The sequence below is a fragment of the Bosea sp. F3-2 genome (assembly GCF_008253865.1).
Classification (GTDB): Bacteria; Pseudomonadota; Alphaproteobacteria; order Rhizobiales; family Beijerinckiaceae; genus Allobosea.
Map to the genome: position 1 here is coordinate 3,188,322 of NZ_CP042331.1, position 26,734 is coordinate 3,215,055.

Consider the following 26,734-nt stretch of genomic DNA (forward strand, 5'->3'; position numbering starts at 1 on the left):
CGAAAGGCCTTACTCCGGCTGGATGCCGGCGGCCTTCACGATCTCGGCCCATTTTGCGATCTCGGTGCCGACGAAGGCTTTAAGCTCGTCGGGCGTACTGGTCTCCGGCTCGATCCCGGCTGCCAGCAGACGCTCCTTAGTCGCGGGGTCGTTCACTGCCGCCATCAGCGCCTGATTGAGCTTTTCGACTGAGGAGCGCGGGGTCTTGGCCGGCACGAAGGCGGCGAACCAGGCCGCTAAGTCATAGCCCTTCACACCGCCCTCTTCCATGGTCGGCAGCTCGGGGGCGAGGACGCTGCGCTTGGCAGTCGAAACGGCAAGGCCGTTGACCTTGCCCGCCTTGATCTGCGGGAGCGTGGTCGAAATGTCGGCGAAGACGATGTTGATCTGCCCGCCAAGCAGGTCGGTGATCGCCTGCGGATTGCTGCGATAGGGCACATAGGTAATGTCGAGGCCGGCGAGTGACTTCAGCATTTCGCCCGCAATGCGCGAGGAACTGGAGCCGGCGCCGAAGGTCAGCTTGCCCGGATTGGCCTTGGCATAGGCGACGAATTCCTGGACGGTCCTGGCAGGCACGGCAGGGTGGGTGGTCAGGGCCAGCGTGATCGTGCCGAGCTTGCCCACGGCTTCGAAGCTGTTGACCGCATCGTAAGGCACGTTTTTCAGCAGGCTCTGGTTGGCGCCATGGGTGGTGTTGGTGGTGATCAGCACGGTGTGACCGTCGGGCTCGGCGCGGGCAACGTTCTGCGCAGCGATGACACCGCTCGCGCCAGCCAGGTTCTCGACGACGACCGGCCGCCCGAGGTTCTTCGAGACGTGCTCGCCGAGGATGCGGGCCAACGCATCCGTCGCGCTGCCGGCCGCGAAAGGCACGACGAACTTGAAGGATTTCGATGGGAAGTCCTGAGCGTTTGCTCCGGCCGCGAGGCCGAAGACCGCGGCGCCAGCGACGACCATCCGCAATGCGAGTTTCTTCATGGGGTCCTCCACTCCAATTGGTGCGATGGGCCGGCGTCTTGTTGTGCCGTTCGGTTGCGATCAGAAATCCGGAATCTCGATGTCGAGAAGGGCCGAGCTCAGGCTTTTGCCGTGGGTGTCGAGCGCGAGCGACCGCGTAACGCCGCCGCCCAGCGCCCGATGGAGCACGAAGTTCAGCGCACCCAGCGACGGGATCTCGTAGCGGTCGACGCCGCCGCGCAGGATGCCGGCGAAATGGGCCGCCACCCGCTCCGCCGTGACATGCCGCGCGAGACGCGGATAATCCGCCTCGTCATAGGCGATCAGCGAGATGCTGGAGGTGTCGCCCTTGTCGCCGGTGCGGGCATGGGCGATGGTGCGCAGCTTCATCTCAGCTCTCCAGCATCTGAACGCGAGGCTGAACCTGCTCGCGCGGCAGCAGCGTCGAGAGCACGCCGAGAACCTCGCGCACCTGCTTGGTGACGCCGCCACCGCCCGCCGGTCCGTTGGTGTAGAGCGTCTCGACCTCGTTGCCGATGCGGAGCGCCTCCTCCGCAGTGGCCGTGCGCCCGGCCACCCGCAGGCGCACCTCGTATGGCTCGGCACGCGCGCCGCCGGCTGGCAGGCCGGGACCGTGGATCGCATCGACGCCGATCAGGTCGAAGCGCAGCTCCCGCGCCGCGACGCCTGTCAGTTCCAGCCGCTCGCGCACGATCCCTGCCGCAAGCTCGGCCCGGTCCCGTGCGCCGCTGCCGGCATAGGAAATCTGCCCCTCGCCGACGAAGCCTTCGGCGATGCCGAGCGAGACCTTGAGCGCTTCGGGCCGCGCGTGGCCGCTGCCGCCGGTGATCCGCACCCGATCCGGCTCCACCTGCTCGACCCGCGCCTGCGAGAAGTCCGCGACGACATCGGGGGTGAAGTAGCGGGCTGGATCGTGGATCTCGTAGAGGATCTGCTCCTTGCAGGTGGCGGTCGTAATGCAGCCGCCCGAGCCCTCGACCTTGGTGATGATAGCCGAGCCGTCCTCGCCGACCTCGGCCAGGGGGAAGCCGAGCCGCGCCAACCCCGGCACCGTCTTGAAGCCGGGATCCGCGAAATAGCCGCCGGTCACCTGCCCGGCGCACTCCAGCACATGGCCGATCAGCGTGGCCTGGCCGAGCCGCGGCCAATCCGCGAGGGACCAGCCGAACTCATACGCCAGCGCCCCGAGGAAGAGCGAGGGGTCCGCCGCACGCCCGGTGATCACGATATCCGCGCCAGCGGCGAGGGCCTGCACGATCGGCTCCGCCCCGAGATAGGCATTGGCCGAGATCAGGTTCGCCCCCAGCGCTGCGACCGGCCGCCCGTCCTCCAGGATGCGGCACGCGCCAGCGCTCACGGCCGCAGCGACATCGTCGCCGGTCACGGCCGCGACCCTGAGCCCGCCTAGGCCGAGATCATGCGCGGTCGCGCAGACCAGTTCGGCCGCTGCGACCGGGTTCGCCGCGCCCATATTGGTGATGATGACAGTGCCGGCGCGCCGGCAGGCCGGCAACACAGCGCGCATACGCGGCGCCAGTAGCGGGTCGTAGCCGAGATGCGGGTCGCGCCGCCGGGCCTGCTGCGCCAGCGCGATGGTGCGCTCCGCCAGGCATTCGAAGACGAGATAGTCGAGCCTGCCGCGCTCCGCGAGCTCGACCGCGGGCTCGATCCTGTCGCCCGAATAACCCGCGCCGGCGCCGATCCTGATCTGTCGCATGCATCCTCCCGGGTGCGAGAGAATGCCTCGACAAATTCATAGAACAATTGAAATTATTGGATTTCAGTAATAGGCAATCGATATGAATTTCGATGTGCGACAGCTGCGGGCGATCATCGCGGTGGCGGAGCACGGCAGCTTCACCCGCGCCGCCATGGCGCTCAATCTCTCACAGCCGGCCCTGACCGTTCAGGTGCGCGCGCTGGAAGAGGCGCTCGGCCTGAGGCTCTTCGACCGGAACACGCGCAATGTCGCGCTGACACGCGTGGGGCGCGAGCTGCTGCCGGAACTGCGGCGCATCCTGCGCGAGCTGGACACGCTGCTAGACGAGACCCGGCAGCTCGCGCTCATGGCTGGCGGCATGGTCCGCATCGCCGTCCTGCCCTCCTTTGCCTCGAGCTTGCTGCCGGACGTGATCGCTGGCTTCCGGGCGCTCCATCCCGAGATCGGCTTCACCCTCCGCGACGTGATCGCTAGCGGCGTGGCGGAGCTGACGCTCGCCGAGGAGGTCGATCTCGGAATCACGGGCGGACCGATCGATGATGCCGAGCTTGAGCTGCTGTTGAGCAGCGTCGACAGGATGCACGCCGTGTTCCCGGCCGGGCACGCGCTGGACGACGGCACCTCGCCCACGCTGGCAGCGGTGACACGCCACCCGCTCGTCCTAATGTCGCGCGCGACCAGCGTGCGCGCCGTGGTCGATGCCGCGATCGTGGCCGCGGGGCTGGCGGCGGAGGTCGCTGCCGAAGCGACCTACATGTCCACGGCCGTCGGCATGGTGCGTGCTGGGATGGGGATCGCGATCCTGCCTGAGACTGCCATGGAGATCGGAGCGCTGCCGATGCTCCGCTCGGCGCTAATCGACGATCCGCGGCTGGCGCGCAGTATCTCGGTGATTAAGCGCAGAGGCAGAACGTTGCCCCCTGCTAGCGCAGCCTTCCTGGACCATCTTGGAGTTGCGTTCGATGCGCTAGAGCGAAGCGCGAGATGAGGCGCGCCGGACCTTTGTCTGGACGCGCTCGGCCCGCTGCCCGCTATCGCAGGTCTGCTTCTGGGCAATGAAGCGATGTCTGCAACTGGCGCAACGCGTGTCTAAATTCCCAGAAGTACCCGCAGGTAGCGTGACGAAGTCGATCGCAGCGCTCACTGCTGCGGTCAGCGAATGACACCCACCGAATTCCGAACTGGTTCGCAGTGCTCGATCAGTATCTCTGTTAGAATCCGTATCTTTCGAGCGGGATGCTGCCCCGGCGGTCGGACGACATAAGCGCCGGCGGGTGGTGGTGGATAGTCCGTCATGACCGGCACGAGCGTGCCGGATGTCAGATGGTCATGCGTAAGGCCGTCCGGGAGCCAGGCGATACCGAGCCCAGCCACCGCAGCGGCGATCAAGGCGGTGCCGTTGTCGGCCTTGAAGCGGCCCTGCGGACGAACCGTGACGATCTTGTCGCCATCCATGAACTGCCAGGCTTCGGTGCCCTGCATGAGCGCTTCGTGGGCAACGATGTCGTCCGGCGTGGCGGGCGACCCATGCGCTGCAATGTAGCCGGGACTGGCGACAAGCTTTCCGTAGATCAGTCCAATCCGTCTCGCGATCAGATTGGAGTCTTGAATATAGCCGACCCTTATCGCGCAATCGTAGCCTTCCGAGATGAGATCGACGAACCTGTCCGTGTAACAGGTGTGGATGTGGAGTTGCGGGTGACGGCGCGCCATTTCCGCGAGCACCGGGGCAAAATGTGTCGGGCCAAACGACAGCGGTGCGGCGACCCGCAAGCGGCCCCGAAGATCGCCAGCCGGTACGATCAATTCCCGCGCAGTTTCGATCTCGGCACAGACTCTCGCGGCATGGTCTCGGAACGTCGCCCCAGCTTCCGTGAGCGCGGCACCGCGGGTGGTTCGTACCAGAAGCTGGACGCCGAGTTCCGCTTCGAGCCGGAAGAGTCTGCGGCTGACGATCGACTTGGAAACTCCGAGCCGGCGCGCCGCAGGCGAAACGCCCCCTGCGTTGGCCACTTCGACGAACGTCTCCAGGTCGTCGATCTCCAATTCGGCGTTCCTCGATCTGCGACACGGCTGAGCAAGCCATGAGGCTACCGCATTGCATCGAGGAACGGCAATACGAAGCAGCCCTGCCGTCGGCGCATGTCGCCTGGCAGGCGACCCGCCATTCATAACGTCAGAAGAGGACAGCAATGACCTTTCGTAACGGCCTCAAGTCGCTCCTTCGTCCCGAGGACTCGGTCCTCGTCCTGATCGACCACCAGCCCTATCAGCTCGCCAACCTGAACAGCCACGAGCCACAGATGGTGGTCAACAACGCAACAGCTTTGGCCAAGACAGCCAAGGCCTTCGGCGTTCCCACCATCCTGACGAGCGTGATCGCGGAGCGCGGCGGGCTCATTTTTCCCCAGATCACCGATGTTTTCCCTGGCCAGGAGGTGATCGACCGGACCTTCATCAACACCTGGGAAGACAAAAACGTCGTTGACGCCGTCAAGGCGACCGGCCGCAAGCAGCTCGTCATCGCGGGCCTGTGGACTGAGATCTGCGTCGCGATGCCCGCGATCCAAGCCCTCGGCGAAGGCTGGGACGTGACGGTGATCACCGACGCATCCGGCGCCGTCTCGGTCGAGGCCCACCAGGTCGCCATCCAGCGCATGATCGCAGCCGGGGCGAACATGATGACCTGGCTGGCGCTGGCCGGCGAATGGCAGCGTGACTGGGCCCGGGCCGAAACCGCGGGCAAATTCGCCGAAGTGCTCACGCAGCATGCGGCCGGCAGCGGCATCGCGTATCTGTGGGAGCAGCAACTGCTCAACACTCCAGTCCCCAGCAACGCCGGCTGATCGAGCTGGTGACGAGGGTCTTCCATGACCCTCGTCACCCTTCATCGGCACGTCGTCGAGAAGCGGTGACGCGTCGCGATGCTACTGCCGCGACGGAGAGGGCGCGGCCCGGCCACCACCAACAGGGCGGTTCTGGGCTCGAACTTGATGTCACCTATCCGAACTTCCGGGTCAGGCTGACACTGCTGTCAGCCGCGCAGCTCAAGTTCGAGATCAAGGACGGGCACTTCGCTCGACCTGAGACCGTCGATATTCATGTCGTCCCGCTCGGCTACGGCATCTTCGTTGTGAGTTGGCAGGAGAAGGACGGGGCGACAGTTGTGAACGTTCAGGACTACGACCGTGGCCTGGATCCACGCATTTGCGACGCTGCTCAGTGGTCGGCTCCTGCGCATGATCGGCACGGTCGCGGTCTCCAGACCCGCCGATTGCCTCATCGCAACAAGGCGCTCGTGCTCGATGCCATGACCTCGTTGTTCCAGAGCCATGATTCTTCAGCAGTGAAACGGCTGTATGCTCCTGATTACATCCAGCACAATCCTGACATTCCCCGAGGGCGCGAGGCCCTGGAGACGGTCGTCGAAGGCCTTTCTGAGGCCGTCTGGTACGAACCGGGCCTGATCGTCGCCGAAGGCGAGTTCGTCGCCATCCACGGCCGTATCCTCGGCTGGACGGATACACCGCAGGTGGTGGTCGATCTGTTTCGGATCGAGGGCGGCCGGCTGGCTGAGCATTGGGACGTGCTGCAGACGAGGTGCCCGCAACGGCGGCTGCCGGCGGCATTTCCATGTTCGATCGCTAGGAAGCAGCGCATCGCGCCTAATCGACAAAAGCTGCTCCAGCAAGCGGATTACCAGCACCCTCCGGGTCGAGAGCCGCCGGCTCCGGTCTCCGGATTTGATCCGTATGCGACTGAGGCAAGCGCGCAGATGTTGCCGGCCGCTGCGCCTCCAGCCGGATGTTCGGTTTCAGCCGAGAAGCCAATGTCGGCAAATGGCGCAGCGTGGACGCGGGTGTTCGCAGTGGGAGCAAGCCCTTTAGGCACCTGTCGGTGGTTTCAGGCCCCCGCAATCACTGAGAGCGAAAGCCCTGTCTCTTCCCGAGACAGGGCTTTCGTTTGTTCGGAGCAGAGGCTCAGGATCCACGCCAGGTCGCCGTGGAGCTCACGCGAAACACCACCGCCATCACACGGCAGCTCGCCGGCGACATCCCTGTTGCGGCAGTCGGACTGGAATCCGGTCCGTCTTTACTGGATGACCTACGGGGCGATGAACAGTGACTTTGCGTGGACCCATTTGTTCGTTTGGGCCCTCCAGCTATGGAGATCCGTCAACCTCGGATATCGCGCCTTCATTTCCGGGTTTATGGATCACCGATGCTGATCAGCTTCAGCGGAAGCGATGGCCTGTTCGAGGAGTGCGAGAGCTCGCGCCCCCGCCGCGGCATCGGGGAAGTCCAGCTTTTCGCCGCGGGCAGCGCGTACGAAATCGCCCAGGATTGCGTGATAACCCTTGTGATCCTCGTTGGCGGCGACCGTGAAATTGGGCTCCCAGACCAGCGTATCCTCAGCCTCGGCCAGGGTGGCATCCGCGCGCGAGACCTTGAAGGGCGGGGCGCGGAAGTAGCGGACCTCGTGCAGGTTCCGGACCTCGATCCGGCGATGATCGCCCATCACCTGCCACCATTCCATTGGGGTGCCGCGGGATTGATGCGTGCCCATGACGAGCGTGCCGATGCCGCCGTTGCGGAAGCGGAAATCGACATGGAGGAGAAGCTTGCCGGGCTCCAGTTCGTGCCGGCGCGCGCTAACCGCCGTGACCTCGCCCATCAGATGGGGGATCAGGTCGAAATAATGAACGCAGTGATGCAGATAGAAGCCGGTATAGTCGACATCCTTGGCGAAATAGGTGGGAGCGGTCATGTACTGGCCGAGGAAACTCGCCGTCTCGCCGAATTCCGGCGCGTGGATGACATTGGCCGCGATGCGGTTGGCGGTGGAGTAGCGCTTCATGAAGCCGAGGACGACGGGAACGCCCCGGACCTTCGCTGCATCGGCCAGTTCCTGCGCCTGCAGGGAGGTCGGTGCCGGCGGCTTCTCGATGAAGAGAGGCGATCCGCGGGCGATGGCGGCGAGGCCGATGTCATAGTGCTGCTGCGGTCCCATAGCGAGACCGACGGCGTCGATATCGGTGCGGGCAAGCAGGTCGCGCCAGTCGGTCATCCGGTCCTGGGGCGCGACGCCGTAGCGCCGGCCGGTGACGGCGAGGCTCTCCTGCGAGATGTCGCAGATCGCCTGCAGGACGACGTCGTGCCGTGTGACCTGCGGCAGCAGCATCTCGTTGGCATGCGTGCCGCAGCCGATCCAGCCGAGGCGCAGAGGGTAGCCCATCACGCAATTCCCTTCGTCGTCGCGAGCCGGTCGGCGAAGGCGAGCGTCGCCTTGAGATAGTCGATGCTGGCCTTCAGCTCTGCATCCTCGTTCCGGGACGGCGCGCGCCATTGCGCCAGCGTCACGCCTGCCGCTTCATCGTCGCGCCGGAAAGGCTCCAGCACGATGGGGCCGCCATAGCCGGAGACCGCGAGCGCACGGGCGATCGCTGGCCAGTCGATATGGCCGGAGCCGACGAAGCCGCGATTGTTCTCGTTCGCCTGGAAATGCACGAGCCGCGACCCCGCCAGCCGGATGGACGCGGCGAGATCGTATTCCTCCATGTTCATGTGGAAGGTATCGAGCATCACTCCGACGGCGGGGGAGGCGACGGCCTCGACATAGTCCAGCGCATGGCGGCAGGTGTTGCACATGTCGGTCTCGAACCGGTTCAGGGGCTCGATGCCGAGAACGACGCCCTTGTCGGCGGCGCGGCGCGCGGCCTGCGTCAGGCCGCGAACCACCGCCTCGACCCGCCGGCGGCGCTCGGGTGGCTCGACCGGATGCGGCGCCCGGCCGGCGAAGACGAGCGGCGCGCCGTAGAGCGGACCGCCGACGATCCCGGCACCCAATGCAGCGGCGATATCGACGCATTGCTCGAGATAGGCGATGCCGGCTGCATGCGCGGCCGGGTCGGGGCTGGCGAGATCGCGGGTCAGGTTTACCCGCGCGGCCAGGACGATCGACAGGCCGGCATCGGCCGCCGCGGCTTTTGTCTCGGCGAGATCAAGCTCGCCCGGCTCCGGCACGAGCAATTCGACCACATCGGCCCCGGCCTGCTTCATGCGCTGGAAGGTCGGGAAATGCTCGCGCCCGAAGGGACGCGCGTAGAACATCGAGATGACCCCGATCGCATTGGTCATGATTTGACTGCTCCTGCCGTCAGGCCGCCGACGAGGCGCTTCTGCACAAAAAGGAAAAGGATGGTGACGGGCAGTGCGATAATCGTTCCGCCCGCTGTCAGGATGCCCCATTGCACCGTGAATTCGCCGATGAACAATTGCAGGGCGACGGTCACCGGCCGCACCGTCTCGCCCGAGAGCATCATCGCGAACAGGTATTCGTTCCACGAGGTGATGAAGACATAGATCGCGGTGGTGACGATGCCGGGCATGACCAGCGGCAGCACCACCAGCCGGATCGTCTGCAGCCGCGAGGCTCCGTCGATCGTCGCGGCCTCGTCGAGGTCGCGCGGGATCGCGTTGAAATAGCTGACCAGCATCCAGATCGAGAACGGGATCGAGAAGGTCGAATGGCCGATGATGACGCCGAGAAAGGTGTCGATCAGCCCGAGCGTCCGCATCAGCACGAAGAGCGGGATGATCAGCAGCACGATCGGGAACATGTTGATGACGAGGAAGCCGGTCATCAGCATGCGCCGACCGCGAAAGCGGAAGCGCGAGAAGGAATAGGCTGCGGGCACGCTGGTCGCGAGCCCGAGCAGGACGGCTCCGCAGGCGATCACCAGGCTGTTCAGCAGATTGACCGGGAAGCTCGTGCGCTGGATCAGCGTCCGGTAATGCTCGAAGGTGCTGCTGCTCGGCAGGTAGCGCACCGGGAAGTGCGAGAGGTCGCCATTGGGCTTGATCGAGGTCAGCAGCATCCAGGCGAAGGGCGCAAGCGCGAAAGCGAGCACCAGCAGAACGGGGATTTCGACCTGGATCAGCCTGCGGGCAAAGGAACGGCGCCGGATCATTTCTCCAGCTCCCCGGTCTGCCGGCGGACATAGAGCCAGACGATGCCAAGCAGGATGGCTGTCAGCATCAGCGACAGCGACGCGGCATAGCCGAACTCCATGCCGGTATAGGCGCGCAGGAAGGCGTAGAGCGGCAGCGTATGCGTGGCATATCCCGGCCCGCCGCCCGTCATGACAAGGATGACGTCGAGCGAATTGGCGACCCAGATGATGCGCAGCAGCACGGCCGTGGCGACGATGCCGGCTATCGAGGGCAGGGTGACGTGGATGAACTGGCGCCAGGCGCTGGCGCCGTCGATCTCGGCGGCCTCGTAGAGCTCCGGCGGTACGGTCTGCAACCCTGCCAGGATGGTGACGGTGAAGAACGGGAAGCCCTGCCAGACCAGCGCCAGCATGATGCAGGCAAGCGCCGTGGAGGGCTGGGCGAGCCAGGGATGTGGCGCGGAAATCAAGCCGATGCGCAGCAGGATGTCGTTGAAGACGCCGAGATTGAAATCGTAGATCCAGGTCCACATCAGGCCGATGATCACGCTCGGTAGCGCCCAGGGAATGATGACCAGGGCCCGCGCCAGGCCGCGCCACCAGAAGCTCTGGTTGAGCAGCAGTGCTGCCACGAGACCCAGCAGAAGCTGGAGCGACACGATGCCCGTGACCCAGATCGCCGAGTTCAGCAGCGCGATCCAGAAGACCTCGTCGGAGAGCGCGACTGCGAAGTTGCGCAAGCCGACGAAGCGCGAATTGTCCGGGTCGTAGAGAATGTAGTCGTGCAGGCTGAACCAGGCCGTCTGCAGAACCGGAAACAGGATGACCAGCGCCGTCACCAGCAGTGCCGGCAGCAGGAATCCATATGGGGTCGACGCGCGAAGCGTCGCGCTGCTCGCCGTCACCTTGTTCATGGCGTCGTCCCTGTCAATCGACGGCAGCGCCGGGTCTGGCCCGGCGCCGCGCGATACGATCCGGCCTCAGCCGTGGAAGGTCTGCTCGACCGCCTTCATGAGATCGTCGGGGTTCATCCCGCCCGTCAGCGCCCGTTGCAGGTTGGTGGGCAGGACCCGGCCGACGAAATCGGGCGTCTTCACGTGGTCGGGCAATGGCTTGGCGATGGGCAGGGAGGCGTCGCTCGCCTCGACGAAGCGCTTGGGATGCACGGTCCAGTTCTTCGCATCCGAGATGGTGATCGGCAGCTGGCCGCTGAGCTTGGCCTGCTCGGCATTGTTCTCGGCGCTCGATAGGAAGCTGATCCAGCGGAAGGTCGCATCCTTGTTCTTGCTGCCCGCGAAGATGGCATTGGACTCGTCGCCGAAATAGGTCCAGCCGCTGCCGTCCGGCCCGCGCGGCACTGGCACGGCCGAGACCTTGTCGCCGAGTGCGCCGACGACCTCCGCTGCCGAGCCGATGTGATGGATCGCCATGCCGGTCCGGCCGGCCTTGAAGGCGTCGACGATCTGGCGGAAGGCGTCGGTCGGCGCCGAGGGCGGCACGACCTTATGCTTCAGGGCAAGGTCGACGAACCAGCGATTGGCGGCGAGCGCCTTGTCCGTGACCATCCCGCCCTTCTCGAAGCTGGCGCCGCCGCCGAGAACGAAGGGCCCCCAGTTGTCGTGGCAGCCGGCGCCGCCGCGCATCCCGTAACCGTAGATGCCGTCCCTGGTCAGCGCCTTGGCGGCGGTGAGAAAGTCGTCGAACGTCTTGGGAGGCTGGAGCCCGGCCTGCTGAAGCAGGTCCTGTCGGTAGTAGAGATAGATCACCACGTAGTGCAGCGGCATGTAATATTGTTTGCCGTCGGGCGAGCGGTTGATCTTCCAGACGTTATCGGAAATGTCGCTGCGGCTCTTCCAATTGGCGAGGAAGCCGTCCAGCGGCTCCAGCGCTTTCATCTGCCCGAAGCGCGAGAGGTAGGACAGGCGAACCATGGCGCAATCGGGCTGATTGCCAGCGACCAGGGCCGAGAAGATGCGGTTGATGTAGTCGGTGCCGCCGCCCCACGGGATCGGTTCAGCCTGAATCTTGATGTCCGGGTTTTCCGCCTCGAACTTCGCGACGAGGCTGGCCGGCGTGTTCTGTGGATTGTCGTAGTGGTACCACCAACGCACCGTCGTCTTGCCTTGGGCGATCGCTGGCCTGGCGGCTTCGAAGGAGAGCGCGGCCGCTCCCGCGAGTTTCATGAAAGTCCTGCGTTCCATGACATTCACTCCCCTGACGTTTTTTATAGTCTTTCGGTGATGTAGGCCGCCGCAGCGCCGATCATGGCGTGCGCCGGGGCAAGCTCGCGGCTCATCCGCAGGCAGCCGTGAACGACGCCAGGCACATGGTCGTGGCGGAAGGCGGTGCCCGCTGCCGCGAGACGGTCGGCGAGGCGGATGGTATCGTCGGCGAGGGGATCGAGCCCGCCTGCTGTGAGATAAAGCGGCGGCAACCCGGCAAGGTCGGCATGCAGCGGTGCGGCGAGCGGCGGAGGCGCGTCGAAGGCTGCGCCGAGATAATTGCGCCAGTACCAGCGCATATTCGCCGTGGTCAGGAGGTAACCTTCGCCGAACCTCGCATGACTGCCGGTTTCGAAATCGGGGGCGTAGCAGCCGTAGAACAAAGCCGCCGTGGCAGGGAGGGCAAGCCCGGCGTCGCGGCGCTGGATCATGGCCGCGAGCGCGAGCGTCGCGCCCGCGGAGTCTCCGGCAAGCGCCCAGCGCCGCGTGTCGACATCGGGGCCAAGCTCGCCTCGCAGGGCAAACGCGATGGCTCCGAGCGTGTCTTCCAGGGGAACCGGATAGGGATACTCGGGCGCGAGGCGATAATCGAACCCGAAGACGCAGCAGCCGGCCGCCGCCGCGAGGCTGCGCATCGTGCCGTCATGGGTGTCGACCGAGCCGAAGGTCCAGCCGCCGCCGTGAACATAGATGATGACCGGCAGAGCGGTCCCGGGCTTTGGGTGATAGAGCCGTCCCCGCAGTGGAACTCCGTCAGCCGTCACCGCGATATCGCGCGCCGACATATCGGGCGCGCCCTCGTTCCAGGCGATGGAGGCGGCGTCGGCGGAGGAGCGGGCCACGGCGATCGGCAGGGTCTTGAAATCGACGCCCGGCGTTGCCGCGAGACCGGCGAGGATCCGAGCCATCTGCGGGTGGACGAAGGCGCTCACGCAGCAACCTCGTCGCCGCCTTGAAGGACGATCGTATCGATATGGGAGCCGAGCGCTGCGGCGAGCCCGCTTCCATCGCCCGCTGCAAGACGCTCGTAGAGAATGTCGTGGCGTCGCGCCGTCTCGATCAGAGGACGACGATGTTCCGGCGCCCAGAGTTTGTAGCGGTTCGAGTGCATGATGCAGCGCGCCAGGATCTGCCCGAGGGCATCGAGGCCGGAGAGACGGAACAGGGCGAGGTGAAAATCCTTGTCGGCTTCGATAACGCGGTACTCGTCGCCAAGCGCCGCGGCTTCCTTCATCGTCGCCAGGATGTCGCGCAGGTCATCGAGAGCCCGACCATCGGCATGCAGCGCTGCCTTCAGCGCGCCGCGCGTCTCGATCCGGCGGCGCAGGGCCAGCATTTCGTCGGCTTCCTCGGCCGTCAGCCGCGTCACGATCGTCCGCCGTCCCGAGCGGACGACGAGCCCGTCTTCCTGCAAGCGCAGCAAGGCCTCGCGGATCGGCCCCTGGCTACAGCCGATCTCATGGGCGAGGCCGAGTTCGGTGAGGACCGTCTCTGGCGTCAGCTCGTTCAGGATGATCCGCCGCTTGACGATGCCATAGACCAGATCGGAGGGGCGGCTGAGCTTCGGGATCAAGGCGAGCGCCTCGCTGGACAAGGTCTGTCGATATGAATATCGATATCATTATTGATAATGATGTCAATGCAGGTTGCCGCAAGGAAGCTGATGCGTCACAGGATCCGGAAGATCGACGTTCACCTCGTCTCCGCCCCCGTCCTCGGCGGCTTCGCGGACGCGACGCGCAAGGTCGAGACGATCGGCTTCGTGATCGTCCGCATCACGACGGATCAGGGGCTCGAAGGCGTCGGCATCACCTATCACGAGGTCGGCGGCGAGGCGACCTGCGAGCTGATCAACCGCAATATGGCGCCCAAGCTGATCGGCCGCGATCCGCTCGAAACTGAGGCGATCTGGCAGGAATTCTTTCATTATTTGCGCGGCGTCGGCCGCAAGGGCCTGATGTATTGCGCCCTCAGCGCTGTCGACATCGCGCTGTGGGATCTCAAGGGTAAGATCGTCGGCCTTCCCGTCTACAAGCTGCTCGGAGGGGACCGGACCAAGGTGCCCGTCTATGCCAGCGGCGGCTGGACCTCCTATTCCGACGACGAGCTCGTCGACGAGATCAAGGGGATGGTCGCTCGCGGCTTCTCGACCGTGAAGTTCAAGGTCGGCTTCGACGGCGGCCGCAATCCGCGCCGCGACGTGGAGCGCGTTCGCAAGGTGCGTGAGGCGGTCGGCCCGGACATCAACCTCATGGTCGACGCGAACAACTCCTTCGACGCGGCAACGGCGGTGCAGCTCGCCAATCGCATTCGCGAATACGACATCTTCCTGTTCGAGGAGCCTGTCTTTGCCGACGACATTCCCGGGCTTGCCCGCTTCAAGCGCGGCACCGACATCCCACTCGCGACGGGCGAGCACGAATACACCAAGTTCGGGGTCAGGGACCTTCTCATGCACGACGCTGCTGACATCGTGCAGGTCGATGGGGCGCGGGCCGGCGGCTATACCGAGATGCTGAAATGCGCCGCTCTGACCCAGGCCTGGAACGTCAAATTCGCGCCGCATGCGATGGAGAACCTCCATCTGCATCTGGTTGCGGCCGTGCCGAACGCGCTCTTCCTCGAGCGACTGTTGATGTTCGAGGACATCACCGCGCAGGTCTTCGACGATGCGCCGCTGCCGATCGAAGGCTACATGCATGTGCCGGACCTGCCGGGCCTTGGACTCAAACTCAACATGGATTTTATTCGGGAGCGGGACGAAACCTCGCCAGCGAGTCATACTTGAGCAGGTCCATGAACGGACCGCCGCTGCTGACCTGTTCCGGGCTGTTGCTACGAAAGTCCGCTTATTGGGGGAGAGCCAACGTCAGCTTCTCTAATCGGGCAGTTGGGTCAAGCTCGGATTGCACCTCTGTGCCGGGGTCTCGTTCACGCGGGTCACGCTTCTCTTCGCAGTCTGGTGGCTTCTTTCGAACGAAGCCGCTGCACGCATGCATCGGATTGGGTCTGGAGAGCCTCGCTGTTGGACGCGTTTTCGCCGGCGGCCCTTCGTCTTCATCAGCCGGACACCCCAGGCCTTGAGGCTCGACCGGGTGATCGAGCGCATCAGCATGGCGTTTGCGGCCGCGTAGAGCGTTGCCCGAACGTCGGCGTCACCAGCATGCGAGATCCGGCCTGGGTTGTCCGTCTCGCCGGACTGGAAGCGTCGAGGTGTCAGCCCGAAGTGAGCCCCGACCGTGCGCGAGCTCTTGAAGCGGACTGGATCATCCACCGCGGCCCGATTACGCATGCTATTGGCGCGGTCTTGACAAGCCAGGGCCATAGCTGCGGCTACTCCTCAACGGGCCGGGATCAGGGCCCGACGAGTTGCCCGCCGTCGACGACGATGGTCTGAGCGGTGACCCAGCTGGCCTTGTCAGAAGCGAGGAAGAGCACGACCTCGGCGACCTCCTCGGGCTTGCCCATCCGGCCGAAGGGGATGTTCGCCAGCGTTGCCTGATAGAGTTCGGGGTTTGACGTCTTCCGATCCTCCCACGAGCCGCCCGGGAACTCGATCGAGCCGGGTGCGACGCAGTTCACCCGGATGCCCTTCCGCGACAGCATCTTCGCTTGGCTCGCCGTATAGTGCATCACAGCCGCCTTGATGGCGCCGTAGGGTGCCGAGCGCGACGAGGCCCGCAGGGCCGAGATCGACGAGACGTTCACGATCGACGATCCGGGCTTCATATGGGGGATCGCCGCGTGGCTGCCGCGGACGACCGCCATCATGTCGACATTGAGCGAGGCCGCCCACCCTTCCTCGTCATCGGAATGGCCGAAACCAGAGGCGTTGTTGACGAGGACGTCCAGCCCTCCGAGAGCCCCTACCGCCTCGGGCACGTAGGCCTCGATCGCGTCCGCATTGGCGAGGTCGACGCTAGCCGCGTGAGCCGTGACGCCGTGCGTCTCGATCTCCCGGCGCGTCGCTTCAAGCGGCCCGGCGCTTCGAGCGCAGATTGAAACGGAGGCGCCGCCCGCCGCAAACCTGAGCGCGATGGAGCGCCCGATGCCACGGCTGCCACCCATCACGATCACTCGCTTGCCGGTGAATTCCTTGGCCATGCGGCATTGCCTTTCTGACTGCGTGTTGGCGCCCTTATAGTTGCGATGAAGGGTTTGGCCACAAGCCCCACCAGCAGGAGAGCGTGAGAGGCCTAGGAAGAACCTAAATTATTCCGCTAGCCGCCTGCAGCCTTTTAATGATCGGCAACTGACTTGCTTTTCCTTTCTTGCGAAAATCCGTCATGATTTCGTCGAAATGATCTTCGTGACCAGTTTCGATCAGAGCTTCTTCTATTTCGTTTATCGTGAATTGATCTCTGTATAGAAGATCTCTTTTTATCAAAGGGCACTGATTATATTTTCTGTATATGAATCCTCCCGTATGGATCTGAGACCCGCCGCCTATTTTTGAAATAAAAAATCGAGTAACTTCCGATTGTGTTAACGAACAAATTTCCGAATTTTGGCTTCGGATCGGTATAGGGATCAGTCTGGCAAGATTCATGCGAGAGTCTAGAGTTTGAACTGCATTCAAGGAAACGCGAAGATTATTCGGCTTGTAAATGATATCGATCGACTCAGCCAGCGGGACCATGGTTCGCGATAGGCTGACCTCACCCTCGTTCGTTGATGGCCCATAGCCTTGAATTGACCGGAAGATAGTTTTCCCTTGCCGACAAGGACCGCAAGCATCCGCGCCTGGCCGAGATGCTGCGGTATTTCGACTGATGGGCCTGCGCATCGCCGTCACCGGCTGGACCGGCCAGGTCGTCCGCGCCATGCTGGAGCGCGTGCCGGCGGGTGTCTTGCCATACGCTGCGCAACGTCCGCTCTCGGGCAGCTTCCCAATGTCTCAAAATGGCGCGCCGCCGACGGGTCGCTGTCGTGCGAGCGCAATGGGTGCCGACGGCAAAGCAGAAATTCACAGGTACCCGCCGACCCATGAAGCGACCTGACCTTCAGTGGGCACAAATATTCGCCATTGTCTGATGTCGCGACCCAAGCGTAGTGTTTGATCGGGCGCCGACCAGTGCGGGATGCCGCGAAATCGGATAGCTCGGCGCTCCCCACCCCTGCATGGGAGGCAGCTCGATGAATATTCGGCCTGATCCGACATTTCATGCATCGCCGAAGCTCGCGATGGAAGCGCCGGCCGAGAATTTTGCCTACACCCTGTTGATTAGTCCCGACTTCTCGAAACCTGACGCCCTTGCCGTCGTTGACGTCAAACGCGGCTCGCCAACCTACGCGCAGGTCGTTCATACCGTGACCATGCCGAACAGGGGCGATGAGTTTCATCACTTCGGTTGGAACGCCTGCTCGTCATCGCTTTCGCCGTTGACCGGTCACGCATTCCTTGAGCGGCGCTATCTGATCATTCCGGGAATTCGCTCCTCACGCATCTACGTGATCGACACGAAACCAGATCCGACGAAGGCCAGGATTCACAAGATCATCGAGCCCGAGGAGATGTTCAAAAAGACAGGATATTCGCGCCCCCACACGATCCATTGCGGACCGGAGGGCATCTATGTCAGCACACTTGGCGGCGGTGGTAAGCAGGGCATCGACGGCCCTCCTGGTGTCTTTATCATGGACTGCCAAACCTTCGACATTCTGGGCCGCTGGGAGATCGATCGCGGTCTGCAAGACAAGCACTACGACTTCTGGTGGAATCTGCCGCGTGACTACATGGTGTCGAGCGAGTGGGCGGTCCCCCCGCAGTTCGAGAACGGCATCGTTCCCGAAGAGCTTCTCGCCAACAAATATGGCCATCGCATCCATTTCTGGGATTTGCGGCAGCGTTGCAACGTGCAGACGATCGACCTTGGCGCGAACCACCAAATGGCACTGGAGGTTCGCCCGGCCCACGATCCAAGTCGCGAATACGGCTTCCTCGGAGTCGTCGTGGATACCACCAACCTCGAGGGTTCCATTTGGACGTGGTGGCGCGAGGGCGGCAAGTTCCACATCGAGAAGTCGGCGACCATTCCGGCTGAGCCTGCGGAGAAGGACGATTTGCCCCCGCTTCTGCAGGGCTTCGGGGCCGTGCCGCCATTGGTCACCGATATCGATCTATCGATGGACGACCGGTTTCTTTACGTCTCCTGCTGGGGCACGGGTGAGATGCGTCAGTACGACGTGTCGGAGCCGAAAATGCCGAAGTTGACGGGCTCTGTGCATATCGGCGGCATTGCTCGGCGCACGCCGCATCCAAACGGCAAGGCCTATGCCGGTGGGCCGCAGATGGTCGAGATCAGCCGAGATGGCAAGCGGGTCTATTGGACCAATTCGCTTTACTCGACCTGGGACAACCAGTTCTATCCTGATGGGGTGCCAGCAGCGGAGGTGATGGCTATTGCTACCCTGGGTGGTGGCCTCGAACTCGCCCAGGACTACTGGGTGAGCTTCCCTGACGGCTATCGGGCACACCAGATCCGGCTTGAGGGGGGCGACTGCTCGACTGACTCGTTCTGCTATCCGTCGGCCTGACGTTGAGCGAGTTTGACTGGGGGCGAGCCGGTTTATGGGCGGCGGTGATGATGAGTGGTGCCTATCACGGTGTTAATCCGGGAATGGGGTGGCCACTTGCCGTGTCTGCAGGCCTCATGGAGCGAAGCTCGCGCGCACTGTGGGCGGCACTCGCTTCCTTGGTGCTCGGCCATCTCCTTTCGATGCTTGCCGCGATCCTGCCGTTTGCGTTGCTGGCCACCCTGCTGGATTGGCAGCGTCAGATTCAGATCGCAGCTAGTCTGCTCTTGATGGGCTTTGGCGGCTTTCTCCTCATCCGGCCAAGGCACCCACGTGCCTTGGCACGCATCCCGCCATCGCAACTCATGCTTTGGTCTTTCGCGGTTGCCGTCGCTCACGGCGCTGGCCTCATGCTCGTGCCGATCTACCTTGGTCTTTGTCGCTCTTCCGATATGGACAGCGGACACCGCGCAGTCGGTGTCCTGATCAATTCCAGTTTCGACGTCGCCCTGTTGGTATGCTTGGTCCATACGCTCGTGCTGTTCGTCGCGGCCGGCATTTCGGCATGGTTGGTCTACCGATATCTCGGTCTGAAATTCATATCGCGAAGCTGGTTCAACCTCGATGCAATTTGGGCGATGAGCCTCGTCGCGATCGGCGCTCTTTCACTTATATGAGGTGCCGTGGGCAAGCCCTGACGCGGCAGGCGTTCGGAGGAGATTACCGGCACGAAATCGGCCCTTGCCAACTTCCACGGTGGGCTATCTTTGGGCTTGACGACGACGCGCAGACATGCCGGATCTGGGTGGCCAACCGACATCGCCTGAGCAGGCGCCCAACATCTGCTTCCGGGTGACGCTCCAATGTCCGGAAGTGATGCTGTGGACGGCTCTCCAGCCCCGCGGGAGCATAAGCTCTCGCAGAGATGGAGGAGAGCATGGATCAGGCAGTCACGATCGGGTTGGACATTGCGAAGTCGGTCTTTCAGGTTCACGGTGTCGACCGGAGCGGCACAGTCGTGGTCCGGCGGCAGGTTCGGCGAGCGCAACTCCTTCCGTTCTTCGCCAAGCTGCCGGCTTGCCTGATCGGGATCGAGGCGTGTGCCACGGCGCATCATTGGGCGCGCGAGCTGATCAAGCTCGGCCACCAGGTCCGGCTGATGCCGCCGAGCTATGTGAAGCCGTATGTCAAGCGGCAGAAGAATGATGCGGCCGATGCGGAAGCGATCTGCGAAGCCGTGACCCGCCCGACCATGCGCTTCGTCGAGGTGAAGAGCGTCGATCAGCAGGGCATCCTGGTGCTGCATCGTGTTCGGCTCATGCTCATGCGCCAGCGCGTCCAGCTGTCGAACGCGATCCGAGGCCACATGGCGGAGTTTGGGCTGGCGGCGCCGATCGGGAGGGAAGGTCTGGGGGCTCTCATCAGGCTCATCGCCGACAAAGACGAGCGTGTGCCCGCCGAGGCGCAGATGTGTCTTGGAAGGCTGGCTGCTCAACTCGCGCTGATCAACGATCAGATCTTGGAAACGGATCGCCGGATCAGAACTAACGCCCGCGCGACCGAGATCGGCCGCAGGCTGATGGGTGTGCCGGGCGTCGGTCCTCTCCTGGCGAGCGCTCTCGTAGCCACCATACCGGATCCCAAAGCGTTTCGGTCAGGCCGAAACTGGGCGGCATGGATCGGCCTCGTGCCTCGGCAGAACTCAAGCGGCGGGAAGGAGCGCCTGGGCGGCATCACCAAACAGGGCGACCGTTACCTGCGCCAGTTGCTGGTTGTCGGGGCTCTGGCTGTCGTGCGCTACGCGCAGCGGAACGGAACGCGGCGGCCATGGCTGGTCCAACTGTTGGCCCGGCGAACGACAAAGATCGCGACCGTCGCCTTGGCCAACAAAACGGCCCGGATGGTCTGGGCGATCATGACCACCGGTGAGGCCTATCGCGAGCCGGTCTCGCGGGCCGCATAGAGATCAGGCGAACCGCACCGACGAGCTTGGGAAGGGCGAAACGAACGTAACGCAGCCAGCCGGTCGAACCGAAGAACGGGAAAACCCACACGCGCCACAGCGCCTTCAAGCGCGCGGTTTTGGTCGGGACCCGTCCTCGCGGAAGGCATTATGGCCAGCGGCCATGCGCGCCGCACCAACAGGTCGAACACATGGCCGCACCGACCAGCCCTGCAGAACGCTCGAAAGCCCTTGCCAACGGAGAGCCGTCCACACATGGCGCGAGGGAGACGCCCGAGCAGCGCTCTCTGAACGTCAGCAATCCACCCCGTAGCGGAAGTCTCACGATCCGCTATCGTGCGCCCAATAGGCGCGAGGGAGAAGCTTGAAGAGATCGACCAAAACGGCATTAGGTAGCAAAAACCACCAGATCTGATGCCGCGAGTTTGATAGTTTCCTGCTCCCACTGACGGAGCGGGAGCAGGTGAAAGTCGACGAGGATCTCTGGCGTGGCAGGCTCGTCGGGCCCAGTCAATGCGACTCAGCAAGCCGCCTCCCCGCATCCGTCAATTCCGTTTTGCAATTAGGTTTCCTGCCACTATACTGGCCTCGAGCGATTGGCCTGGGATCGCTCCAAGATGGCCTGAAGCATCCGTTCAATTCTCGCCGCTCGAACTGCTGAAGCCTTTCGGCGGGGTCGCAGACCAATACTGCTTACGTCAGCCAACTAAAATAATTTTGTACGACGAAATCGGTTCTCGCCGCATTCGACGAGAAGTCGCTTAGGCGTCGTTCTGGGGAGGGGCGCGCAAGTATTGGAGGGTCAGATGGTGTCTCGTTGCGAACCAAACAGAATGCCGGCTTCGATCGGATTTACGCGCAGGGTGTTCGCGCAACAGATCGGGGTCACAGCCGCCATGGCTGCCATGCCGATGTTTGGTGTGGCGACGGCGGCGGCCCAGTCGGCCGGGTCCGGCTTTTCGTTCGCCGTCTGCGGCGACACCCGCCCGATGATGTACCTTCCCTACAAGCAGGGCCAACCGGACGTGACAAAGCTGTTCGTCGAGATGTTCGGGCTGGTCATGCCCGAAAAGGTCGCCGAAGCAGTGGTCCGAAAGGATGTGAAGACCATCTTTGACCCGGTCACCGGCGAGCTCATTCGGATCATCATGCCGTTCGAGAGCCGCAGCGAAGTCATGACTCTGACGGTCGAAAAGGGGTGGGTCACCGAAGCCTCTGTCGAGGACGTGAAGCTGCTGCCAGGCGTGCACCGGACTATCTTCAGGCTTGCGGGCGGCGACTGGGTGGCACGGGAGATCGTGAAAGACGTCAAGGCTGGGCGAGCCAAGTTCGTCGTCAACAGCGGCGACGTCGTGTGGTGGGGCAATCAGGGCCTCACCATCACCGAAAGTCCCTACTGGAAGCGCGTCAACGATACCATGCTGAAACAGTTGCCCGCTCCCGACGACGAGATGCGTGCGGCCGGGCTGTAAGGCCGATGGTTCATCGGGGTGGGCAACCATGAAGTCTGGGGCGACCCCAGGATCGACGGCGTGCTCTCCGCCGTGCCTTATCTCAAGAACCTCGGCGTCACGCCGGACCGCCTCATCTACAAGTTCGACTTCAACGGCGTTCGGTTCATTTTTCTGTGGAGCGGAAAATACGACTACCGTTCGCCATCGCTCTGGGACGCCGACCGGCCCCGATACGCTGAGCAGATGCAGCAGCTCCAGCAATGGCTGGGCGAAGCCAAGGCGGCGGGCATCCGCAAGGCCTTCGTCGTTTTCCACTACCCGGTTTTCGCGCGGTCCGGCCTCGGACCGCCGAACTATCGGTCCAGGACGCTTATCTGAAGTCGGGGCTGGTTACCTGCCTCATGCTGGCCGCAGCAATGGCCATTCCGTTCTTTGTGACGCGCACTCGGTATAGTCTCGTCGGCATCGTCCTGATTTTTCTGGTCGGGCGGATATTGGGCGATTGGTTCATCGACCTCTGATAAGGGTATGATGGGTCGAGGGACCGCTGCGGGGTCGAAAGGCGACATTTTCCCGAGATGTCCAGGTTTGATGAATGCGTGCTTCTTCAATAGACGCCGGCGATGGTGGCTGGGATCGAACGCGCGGTGGACGAATGACGGCCCTAATCATCGCAGCTCTCATCATCGCCGCTGGCCTTATGATCTGGATCGCTCACAAAACTATCCAGTGGGAAAGCTGGATGTGGCGTGCGGCGAATGAAGCGTCGCTCAGCAACAGGTTGCTGATGTCTATCACAGCGTCGGCTGTCTAGTGGTTTGGTGGTTTTTCTTAAGCGCTAACTTCGGGGGCGGACCACTGATAGAGACAAATTCGACGTTCCAACCCTGTTCTATCAAGCCGAGGCGGGCTGAGAGCAGCTCTTGCCGATGTCGCCAGCAGTGAAAAACCAGATGATCAAGTCTGGCATCCTGTATCCAGAGACGTGCGCATTCTATGGTGTCTACGCTGATAGGGGTCGAAACGCGACTCTAACCAAGGACGTAGCAGCATGGTAATTTGCTGGATCGGTAACAGAACATCGAGAGCGGGACGAGAAGATGACAGGATTATTCATCGCGGTCCTCGTTCTGCTCATCATTGTATCGACGTATCTCGATCGAAATTTGTATAATCTCTCTAACAGAACAAAATTGTCGCTGCTGATTACAATCGCCGTCGGCCTTGGCCTTTTATGGTATGCCACTAAGCGTTAGTCGAAGGTTCCCCACTGAAGGGGTCTCTTTTCGTTTCGGGCGAACGTCCAAGATAGGTGGAACGCTTACTCACGGCTCAACGATACTGAGCGCGAAGTTTACGGCACTGAACAGTGTGGCCAAACCCCAAATAAACGTGTTTCGGTACGTAGAGTGTGAAACAGCAACAAAGCAAGGCCCAGGGCGATATGCGTGCCATTTTACTGATTTAATTCGTCAAATTGGTAGATGACTGGGGTCTCGATCGGTGCCGATCGGGACCCCGGCAAAACAGAATCGTCATGCAAAATCAAACCATTGCGATGATCTGAGGTGGGGCCCTGCTTCGATGCTTGTTCACACTCTGAGCGGATTGCCGCATGGATAGCGTCGAGAATTCCTCTGGCGGCGTTGTCCGATTTATCGGGTGCCGACTGATTTGGAAGGTCGGCGATGTCCACCATGATGGTGCAGGCGGATTGGACGGCAGCGCCTGAGGTTTTCCGTGCCTCGCTGCCGCGCCGAGGTGACAAGGGCCGCCCCCCGCCCTCGCACACCGCATGTGCCGGCTCCTGGACGAAGCCATGACCATCAAGGGCGCTCGCTCATCCAAGCGCCTCCCTGATTACGCCCCCTGCACCGCTTCGACGATGCTCACGTCGGAGTTGGTGGGGATCACCCGCGTCAGGCGGAAGCCGGCCTTGGCAAGGAGCTCACGGTATTCCTCCTCCGTCCGCTCCTGGCCGCCGGGCAGCACCAGCATCACCATGTCGAGCACCTTGCCGGGATGGGGCGTGTCGCCGGCGGGCAGCACCATCTCCACCAGCAGAACGCGCCCATCGGGCTGCATGGCCTTGTGGACATGGCCGAGGATGGTGAGGCACTGCTCCTCGCTCCAGTCGTGGATGACATGGGACAGCACATACGCATCGCCGCCGGCGGGAACCGTCTCGAAGAAGTCGCCGGCCTCGATCGCCACGCGCGCCTGCACGTGCTGTGCCGCCAGCAGGGTCGGCGCGTCCGCCACCACGTGGGGACGGTCAAACAGGATGCCGCGCGGCCCCTCGTGCCGCGCCAGGATCGCCGCGAGCAGGTTGCCGGTGGCGCCTCCGACGTCGACAACGGTTCCGAAGGCCGAAAAGTCATAAGCCGCCGCGACAGCAGGCGGCTCCTGGCCGTGGAAGCCGATCATCGTCTCGCTGAACAGCGAGGCCTCGTCCGGATGCCGGCCCAGATAGTCGAAGATCGGCATGCCGTGCAGCTTCTCGAACGCTGTCCTGCCGGTCTGCAGCGAATAAACGATGTCGTCGAGGGCCCCCGCGAACCAGGGGCTGCCGGTGGTGAGGATGGTGGCCCGCGCCGAGCCGGGCGCGCCCGTTTTCAGCGCCTCTCCCAGCGCCGTCATGGCGAAGCGCTGCCCGGTCTGCTCGGCGAGCAGGCCCAGGCTGGCAAGGCAGCGCATGAAGCGATGGAGCGAGGGCGCATGGAGCCCGAGCTGACCGGCCAGATCCTTGGCACTGCGAGGGGCGGCGGCCAAGTGATCAACCAGATCCAGCCTCGCCGCCGTGTAGACCAGGCGCGAGATCCAGGCGGCCGTCGCCATCTGGATCAGGGCGGCATGTGGGGGAGGCTCTTGCAGTGCCGGGGGAGGAGCAAGGGCCGAAGCGGCATGGGGCGTGTCGTCCATGGTATTCTCCGGCGTGGCCGACGATGGACTGGAACTGCAATCCTAGATAGCACGGCCGGCCAAGGCTGGCACGACCCAGATGGGGTTGAAAGGCGATGTCACGTTAACGGCGACCGACGCGCGAAAGGGCAAAATCACCGCCGGACGTTAGCTCAGGCGGCGACGCCGGCTACGGCGTTCCAGCGGACCATGGCGCTGAGACGGTGGAGGTGGGTTGCCAGAGCTGAACGGCTTGAGCGGGACGGGACGAAGAGGTTACGGGCCGCGGAGAAGATCGAGACGAAACGCTGCAGGCCGCCTGGAGATCGAAAGCCCTGCATCACCCGTTCCCGTTTTCGCAATGGCAGGTGTGAGTTTTCCGCGCGATTGTTGAGCCCTTTGTGAGCACGATGTTCGGTCGTCGACATGATCTCGCGACGGGCGGCAGCATAGGAGCCGAGCTTGTCTGTGATCATGCGCTGGGGCGGGCAGCGCTGCTTCTTGAGAAGCCGTTTCAGCAGACGCTTCGCCGCCCTGGTATCGCGACGGGTCTGGAGGATATCGTCAAGGACGTAGCCATCCTGGTCAACCGCCCGCCAGAGCCAGTGCTTCTTGCCGGCGATAGTGACGACAACCTCGTCGAGATGCCAGATGCTGCGCTGGTCCGGCCGCCTGCGCTTGAGCCCGCGGGCATAGGCGCGCCCGAATTTCACGGCCCAGCGCCGCACCGTTTCATAGGAGACGGCGATGCCACGCTCCAGGAGCATCTCCTCGACCAGGCGCAGGCTCAAGGGGAACCGGAAATAGAGCCAAACCGCATGGGCGATGATCGCAGGCGGGAAACGATGGCGCTTATAGCTGACAGGCGGACGGCTCATGCCGCGCCTTCTACACGGGCGCACCGCCCGCAGCGGGTTAAGGTGACATCGCCGGTGTCGCACCGCAGCGCTACCTCACACAACTTCGCGTTGAGGAAGCGCAGTCACTCCTGACGAAAGGAAATTTGCCCCTCTCGGATATCGCCCTCATTTGCGGTTTTGGCGATCAGAGCCACTTCACACGCGTCTTCGGGCAAATGACCGGTGAAAGCCCCGGCGCCTGGAGACGGGCGAGGACCTCGCAACGCTCCGAAGAATGCGCGCCTACGCCAGCAACCTCTCCTGAAAGATTTCCTGCGGCTCCAGTGACCATGACGACTGGCGGCCGTAGCCAAACACCGTGAGGCAGATTTTCAGCCGGGAGAACTACCTCGACTTCGACGAAGCCCACGGTTTTGGCTAGGCTTGGGAATGGTCACTCCAGCCTCAGGATCGCCCGTGTTTCTGGAATTCGAGGACCGCGTTTCAAGTTCGCCCTATGTCGAGCGCATCTGGCGCAGCCGCAGCCGCAGCGGCGGCTCGTTTCTGTCCATGGCCGAGGGCAATATCGAGCTGGTCGTGACCCGGCTGCCCGGTTTCCTCGCCGTCCTGCTGCGCGGGCCGGTTTCCCGCGGCACGCTCGTCGAATGCCCGCCGAATGGCGAATGGCTCGCCATCCGTTTTCGCCTGGGGACCTATTTGCCCTGGATGCCGACGGCGGCCCTGATCGACCATCAGGACCTCCAGCTGCCAGTGCTTCCCGACGGCCGCTTCTGGCTTTCGGACCGAGCCTGGGAGATTCCCGACTTCGACAACGCCGAGGCTTTCGTGGCGCGGCTGGCAAGCCTCGGCGTCATCGCACGCAGTCATGCGACCGACGCGGCCATCGTCGGCGATGTCGACTGGATGAGTCAACGCTCGGTCCAGCGCCATTTTCGCCGGGTCACCGGCATGACCTTCAGCTCCTATCAGCAGATCGAGCGGGCGCGCCATGCCGCCGCCTTGCTGGCGAGCGGACAGTCGGTGCTCGGCACCGCCTTCGAGGCGGGGTATTACGATCAGGCTCACCTCACCCGCGCCGTCCGGCATTTGATCGGAATGACGCCGGCCCGGCTGTTGCGCGAGAAGCCGCAATTGTCGTTTTCGTACAAAACAGCCGCCGCCTGACCCG

26 protein-coding genes and 1 pseudogene are annotated in these 26,734 nt (G+C 63.3%); 11 read left to right on the forward strand and 16 right to left on the reverse strand.

Going from position 1 to position 26,734, the window contains the following annotated elements:
- Positions 1-9 precede the first annotated feature (9 nt).
- From FQV39_RS14775 to FQV39_RS14785, 3 genes are read right to left on the reverse strand one after another with little or no spacing between them, the layout of a single operon-like run.
- Complete coding sequence (locus FQV39_RS14775) at positions 10-978, reverse strand: Bug family tripartite tricarboxylate transporter substrate binding protein (protein WP_149130989.1); 969 nt, start codon at positions 976-978, stop codon at positions 10-12.
- A 60-nt stretch (positions 979-1,038) separates the two neighbouring features.
- Positions 1,039-1,347: an AtuA-related protein gene (locus FQV39_RS14780; RefSeq protein ID WP_149130990.1), complete on the reverse strand. Its 309-nt coding sequence runs from the start codon at positions 1,345-1,347 to the stop codon at positions 1,039-1,041.
- 1 nt (position 1,348) lies between these two features.
- Complete coding sequence (locus FQV39_RS14785) at positions 1,349-2,695, reverse strand: acyclic terpene utilization AtuA family protein (protein ID WP_149130991.1); 1,347 nt, start codon at positions 2,693-2,695, stop codon at positions 1,349-1,351.
- 82 nt (positions 2,696-2,777) lie between these two features.
- On the opposite strand from FQV39_RS14785, the gene FQV39_RS14790 reads away from it, so the two are divergent.
- Positions 2,778-3,686, forward strand: coding sequence for a LysR family transcriptional regulator (locus FQV39_RS14790; RefSeq protein ID WP_149130992.1), 909 nt, complete (start codon positions 2,778-2,780; stop codon positions 3,684-3,686).
- A 164-nt stretch (positions 3,687-3,850) separates the two neighbouring features.
- On the opposite strand, the gene FQV39_RS14795 is transcribed toward FQV39_RS14790, so the two are convergent.
- Positions 3,851-4,744, reverse strand: coding sequence for a LysR family transcriptional regulator (locus tag FQV39_RS14795; protein WP_149130993.1), 894 nt, complete (start codon positions 4,742-4,744; stop codon positions 3,851-3,853).
- A 146-nt stretch (positions 4,745-4,890) separates the two neighbouring features.
- Between FQV39_RS14795 and FQV39_RS14800 the strand changes: the two genes are divergently transcribed.
- The gene (locus FQV39_RS14800) at positions 4,891-5,544 is read left to right on the forward strand and encodes a hydrolase (RefSeq protein WP_149130994.1); all 654 of its coding nucleotides are present in this window, start codon (positions 4,891-4,893) and stop codon (positions 5,542-5,544) included.
- 65 nt (positions 5,545-5,609) lie between these two features.
- Positions 5,610-6,926 carry a nuclear transport factor 2 family protein gene (locus FQV39_RS33515; RefSeq protein ID WP_210251099.1) on the forward strand — a complete coding sequence of 439 codons (1,317 nt, stop codon included), beginning with the start codon at positions 5,610-5,612 and terminating at the stop codon, positions 6,924-6,926.
- Here FQV39_RS33515 and FQV39_RS14810 read toward each other — a convergent pair.
- From FQV39_RS14810 to FQV39_RS14840, 7 genes are all read right to left on the reverse strand, one after another.
- The gene (locus FQV39_RS14810; RefSeq protein ID WP_149130995.1) at positions 6,914-7,933 is read right to left on the reverse strand and encodes a Gfo/Idh/MocA family protein; all 1,020 of its coding nucleotides are present in this window, start codon (positions 7,931-7,933) and stop codon (positions 6,914-6,916) included. The genes FQV39_RS33515 and FQV39_RS14810 overlap by 13 nt on opposite strands.
- Positions 7,933-8,835, reverse strand: coding sequence for a sugar phosphate isomerase/epimerase family protein (locus FQV39_RS14815; protein ID WP_149130996.1), 903 nt, complete (start codon positions 8,833-8,835; stop codon positions 7,933-7,935). The genes FQV39_RS14810 and FQV39_RS14815 overlap by 1 nt, the downstream gene beginning before the upstream one ends.
- A complete protein-coding gene (locus tag FQV39_RS14820) occupies positions 8,832-9,668 on the reverse strand; it encodes a carbohydrate ABC transporter permease (RefSeq protein ID WP_149130997.1) in 837 nt (278 codons plus the stop codon). The genes FQV39_RS14815 and FQV39_RS14820 overlap by 4 nt, the downstream gene beginning before the upstream one ends.
- Entirely contained in the window at positions 9,665-10,564 is a 900-nt protein-coding gene (locus FQV39_RS14825) for a carbohydrate ABC transporter permease (RefSeq protein WP_149130998.1), read from the reverse strand. The genes FQV39_RS14820 and FQV39_RS14825 overlap by 4 nt, the downstream gene beginning before the upstream one ends.
- A 66-nt stretch (positions 10,565-10,630) precedes the next feature.
- The gene (locus FQV39_RS14830; RefSeq protein WP_149130999.1) at positions 10,631-11,851 is read right to left on the reverse strand and encodes an ABC transporter substrate-binding protein; all 1,221 of its coding nucleotides are present in this window, start codon (positions 11,849-11,851) and stop codon (positions 10,631-10,633) included.
- A gap of 23 nt (positions 11,852-11,874) precedes the next feature.
- The gene (locus FQV39_RS14835) at positions 11,875-12,804 is read right to left on the reverse strand and encodes an alpha/beta hydrolase (RefSeq protein ID WP_149131000.1); all 930 of its coding nucleotides are present in this window, start codon (positions 12,802-12,804) and stop codon (positions 11,875-11,877) included.
- Positions 12,801-13,466, reverse strand: coding sequence for a GntR family transcriptional regulator (locus tag FQV39_RS14840; RefSeq protein WP_149131001.1), 666 nt, complete (start codon positions 13,464-13,466; stop codon positions 12,801-12,803). Before FQV39_RS14840 ends, FQV39_RS14835 begins: the two co-directional genes overlap by 4 nt.
- A 69-nt stretch (positions 13,467-13,535) precedes the next feature.
- Here FQV39_RS14840 and FQV39_RS14845 point away from each other — a divergent pair, with 69 nt between their 5' ends.
- Positions 13,536-14,660 (forward strand): mandelate racemase/muconate lactonizing enzyme family protein, encoded by a 1,125-nt coding sequence (locus FQV39_RS14845; protein WP_149131002.1) that lies wholly within the window; start codon positions 13,536-13,538, stop codon positions 14,658-14,660.
- Positions 14,661-14,900: 240 nt separating this feature from the next.
- Here the strand turns inward: FQV39_RS14845 and FQV39_RS34395 are convergent.
- The 3 genes and pseudogenes from FQV39_RS34395 to FQV39_RS14860 form a co-directional block, all read right to left on the reverse strand.
- Positions 14,901-15,155, reverse strand: a pseudogene (locus FQV39_RS34395) (transposase); the annotation flags it as partial.
- Positions 15,156-15,226: 71 nt separating this feature from the next.
- Positions 15,227-15,976, reverse strand: a complete 750-nt coding sequence (locus FQV39_RS14855; protein ID WP_149131003.1) for an SDR family NAD(P)-dependent oxidoreductase — start codon at positions 15,974-15,976, stop codon at positions 15,227-15,229.
- Positions 15,977-16,079: 103 nt separating this feature from the next.
- Positions 16,080-16,697, reverse strand: a complete 618-nt coding sequence (locus FQV39_RS14860; protein ID WP_149131004.1) for a hypothetical protein — start codon at positions 16,695-16,697, stop codon at positions 16,080-16,082.
- 311 nt (positions 16,698-17,008) lie between these two features.
- Between FQV39_RS14860 and FQV39_RS14865 the strand changes: the two genes are divergently transcribed.
- From FQV39_RS14865 to FQV39_RS33175, 5 genes are all read left to right on the forward strand, one after another.
- Positions 17,009-18,409, forward strand: coding sequence for a selenium-binding protein SBP56-related protein (locus FQV39_RS14865; RefSeq protein WP_149131005.1), 1,401 nt, complete (start codon positions 17,009-17,011; stop codon positions 18,407-18,409).
- 47 nt (positions 18,410-18,456) lie between these two features.
- On the forward strand, positions 18,457-19,065 hold the full coding sequence (locus tag FQV39_RS14870; protein WP_187639931.1) for a hypothetical protein: 609 nt from the start codon (positions 18,457-18,459) through the stop codon (positions 19,063-19,065).
- A 260-nt stretch (positions 19,066-19,325) separates the two neighbouring features.
- Positions 19,326-20,351, forward strand: a complete 1,026-nt coding sequence (locus FQV39_RS14875) for an IS110 family RNA-guided transposase (RefSeq protein WP_149131007.1) — start codon at positions 19,326-19,328, stop codon at positions 20,349-20,351.
- Between the two features lie 833 nt (positions 20,352-21,184).
- Positions 21,185-21,823: a hypothetical protein gene (locus tag FQV39_RS33170; protein ID WP_187639932.1), complete on the forward strand. Its 639-nt coding sequence runs from the start codon at positions 21,185-21,187 to the stop codon at positions 21,821-21,823.
- A gap of 18 nt (positions 21,824-21,841) precedes the next feature.
- Complete coding sequence (locus FQV39_RS33175; RefSeq protein ID WP_187639933.1) at positions 21,842-22,183, forward strand: metallophosphoesterase family protein; 342 nt, start codon at positions 21,842-21,844, stop codon at positions 22,181-22,183.
- A 1,482-nt stretch (positions 22,184-23,665) separates the two neighbouring features.
- On the opposite strand, the gene FQV39_RS14885 is transcribed toward FQV39_RS33175, so the two are convergent.
- The gene (locus FQV39_RS14885; RefSeq protein WP_210251102.1) at positions 23,666-24,643 is read right to left on the reverse strand and encodes a methyltransferase; all 978 of its coding nucleotides are present in this window, start codon (positions 24,641-24,643) and stop codon (positions 23,666-23,668) included.
- 236 nt (positions 24,644-24,879) lie between these two features.
- Positions 24,880-25,584 (reverse strand): IS6 family transposase, encoded by a 705-nt coding sequence (locus tag FQV39_RS14890; protein ID WP_149131009.1) that lies wholly within the window; start codon positions 25,582-25,584, stop codon positions 24,880-24,882.
- A gap of 47 nt (positions 25,585-25,631) precedes the next feature.
- Here FQV39_RS14890 and FQV39_RS14895 point away from each other — a divergent pair, with 47 nt between their 5' ends.
- A complete protein-coding gene (locus tag FQV39_RS14895; protein ID WP_149133854.1) occupies positions 25,632-25,928 on the forward strand; it encodes a helix-turn-helix domain-containing protein in 297 nt (98 codons plus the stop codon).
- 94 nt (positions 25,929-26,022) lie between these two features.
- Positions 26,023-26,730 carry an AraC family transcriptional regulator gene (locus tag FQV39_RS14900; RefSeq protein WP_187639934.1) on the forward strand — a complete coding sequence of 236 codons (708 nt, stop codon included), beginning with the start codon at positions 26,023-26,025 and terminating at the stop codon, positions 26,728-26,730.
- The last annotated feature ends 4 nt before the right edge of the window (positions 26,731-26,734 follow it).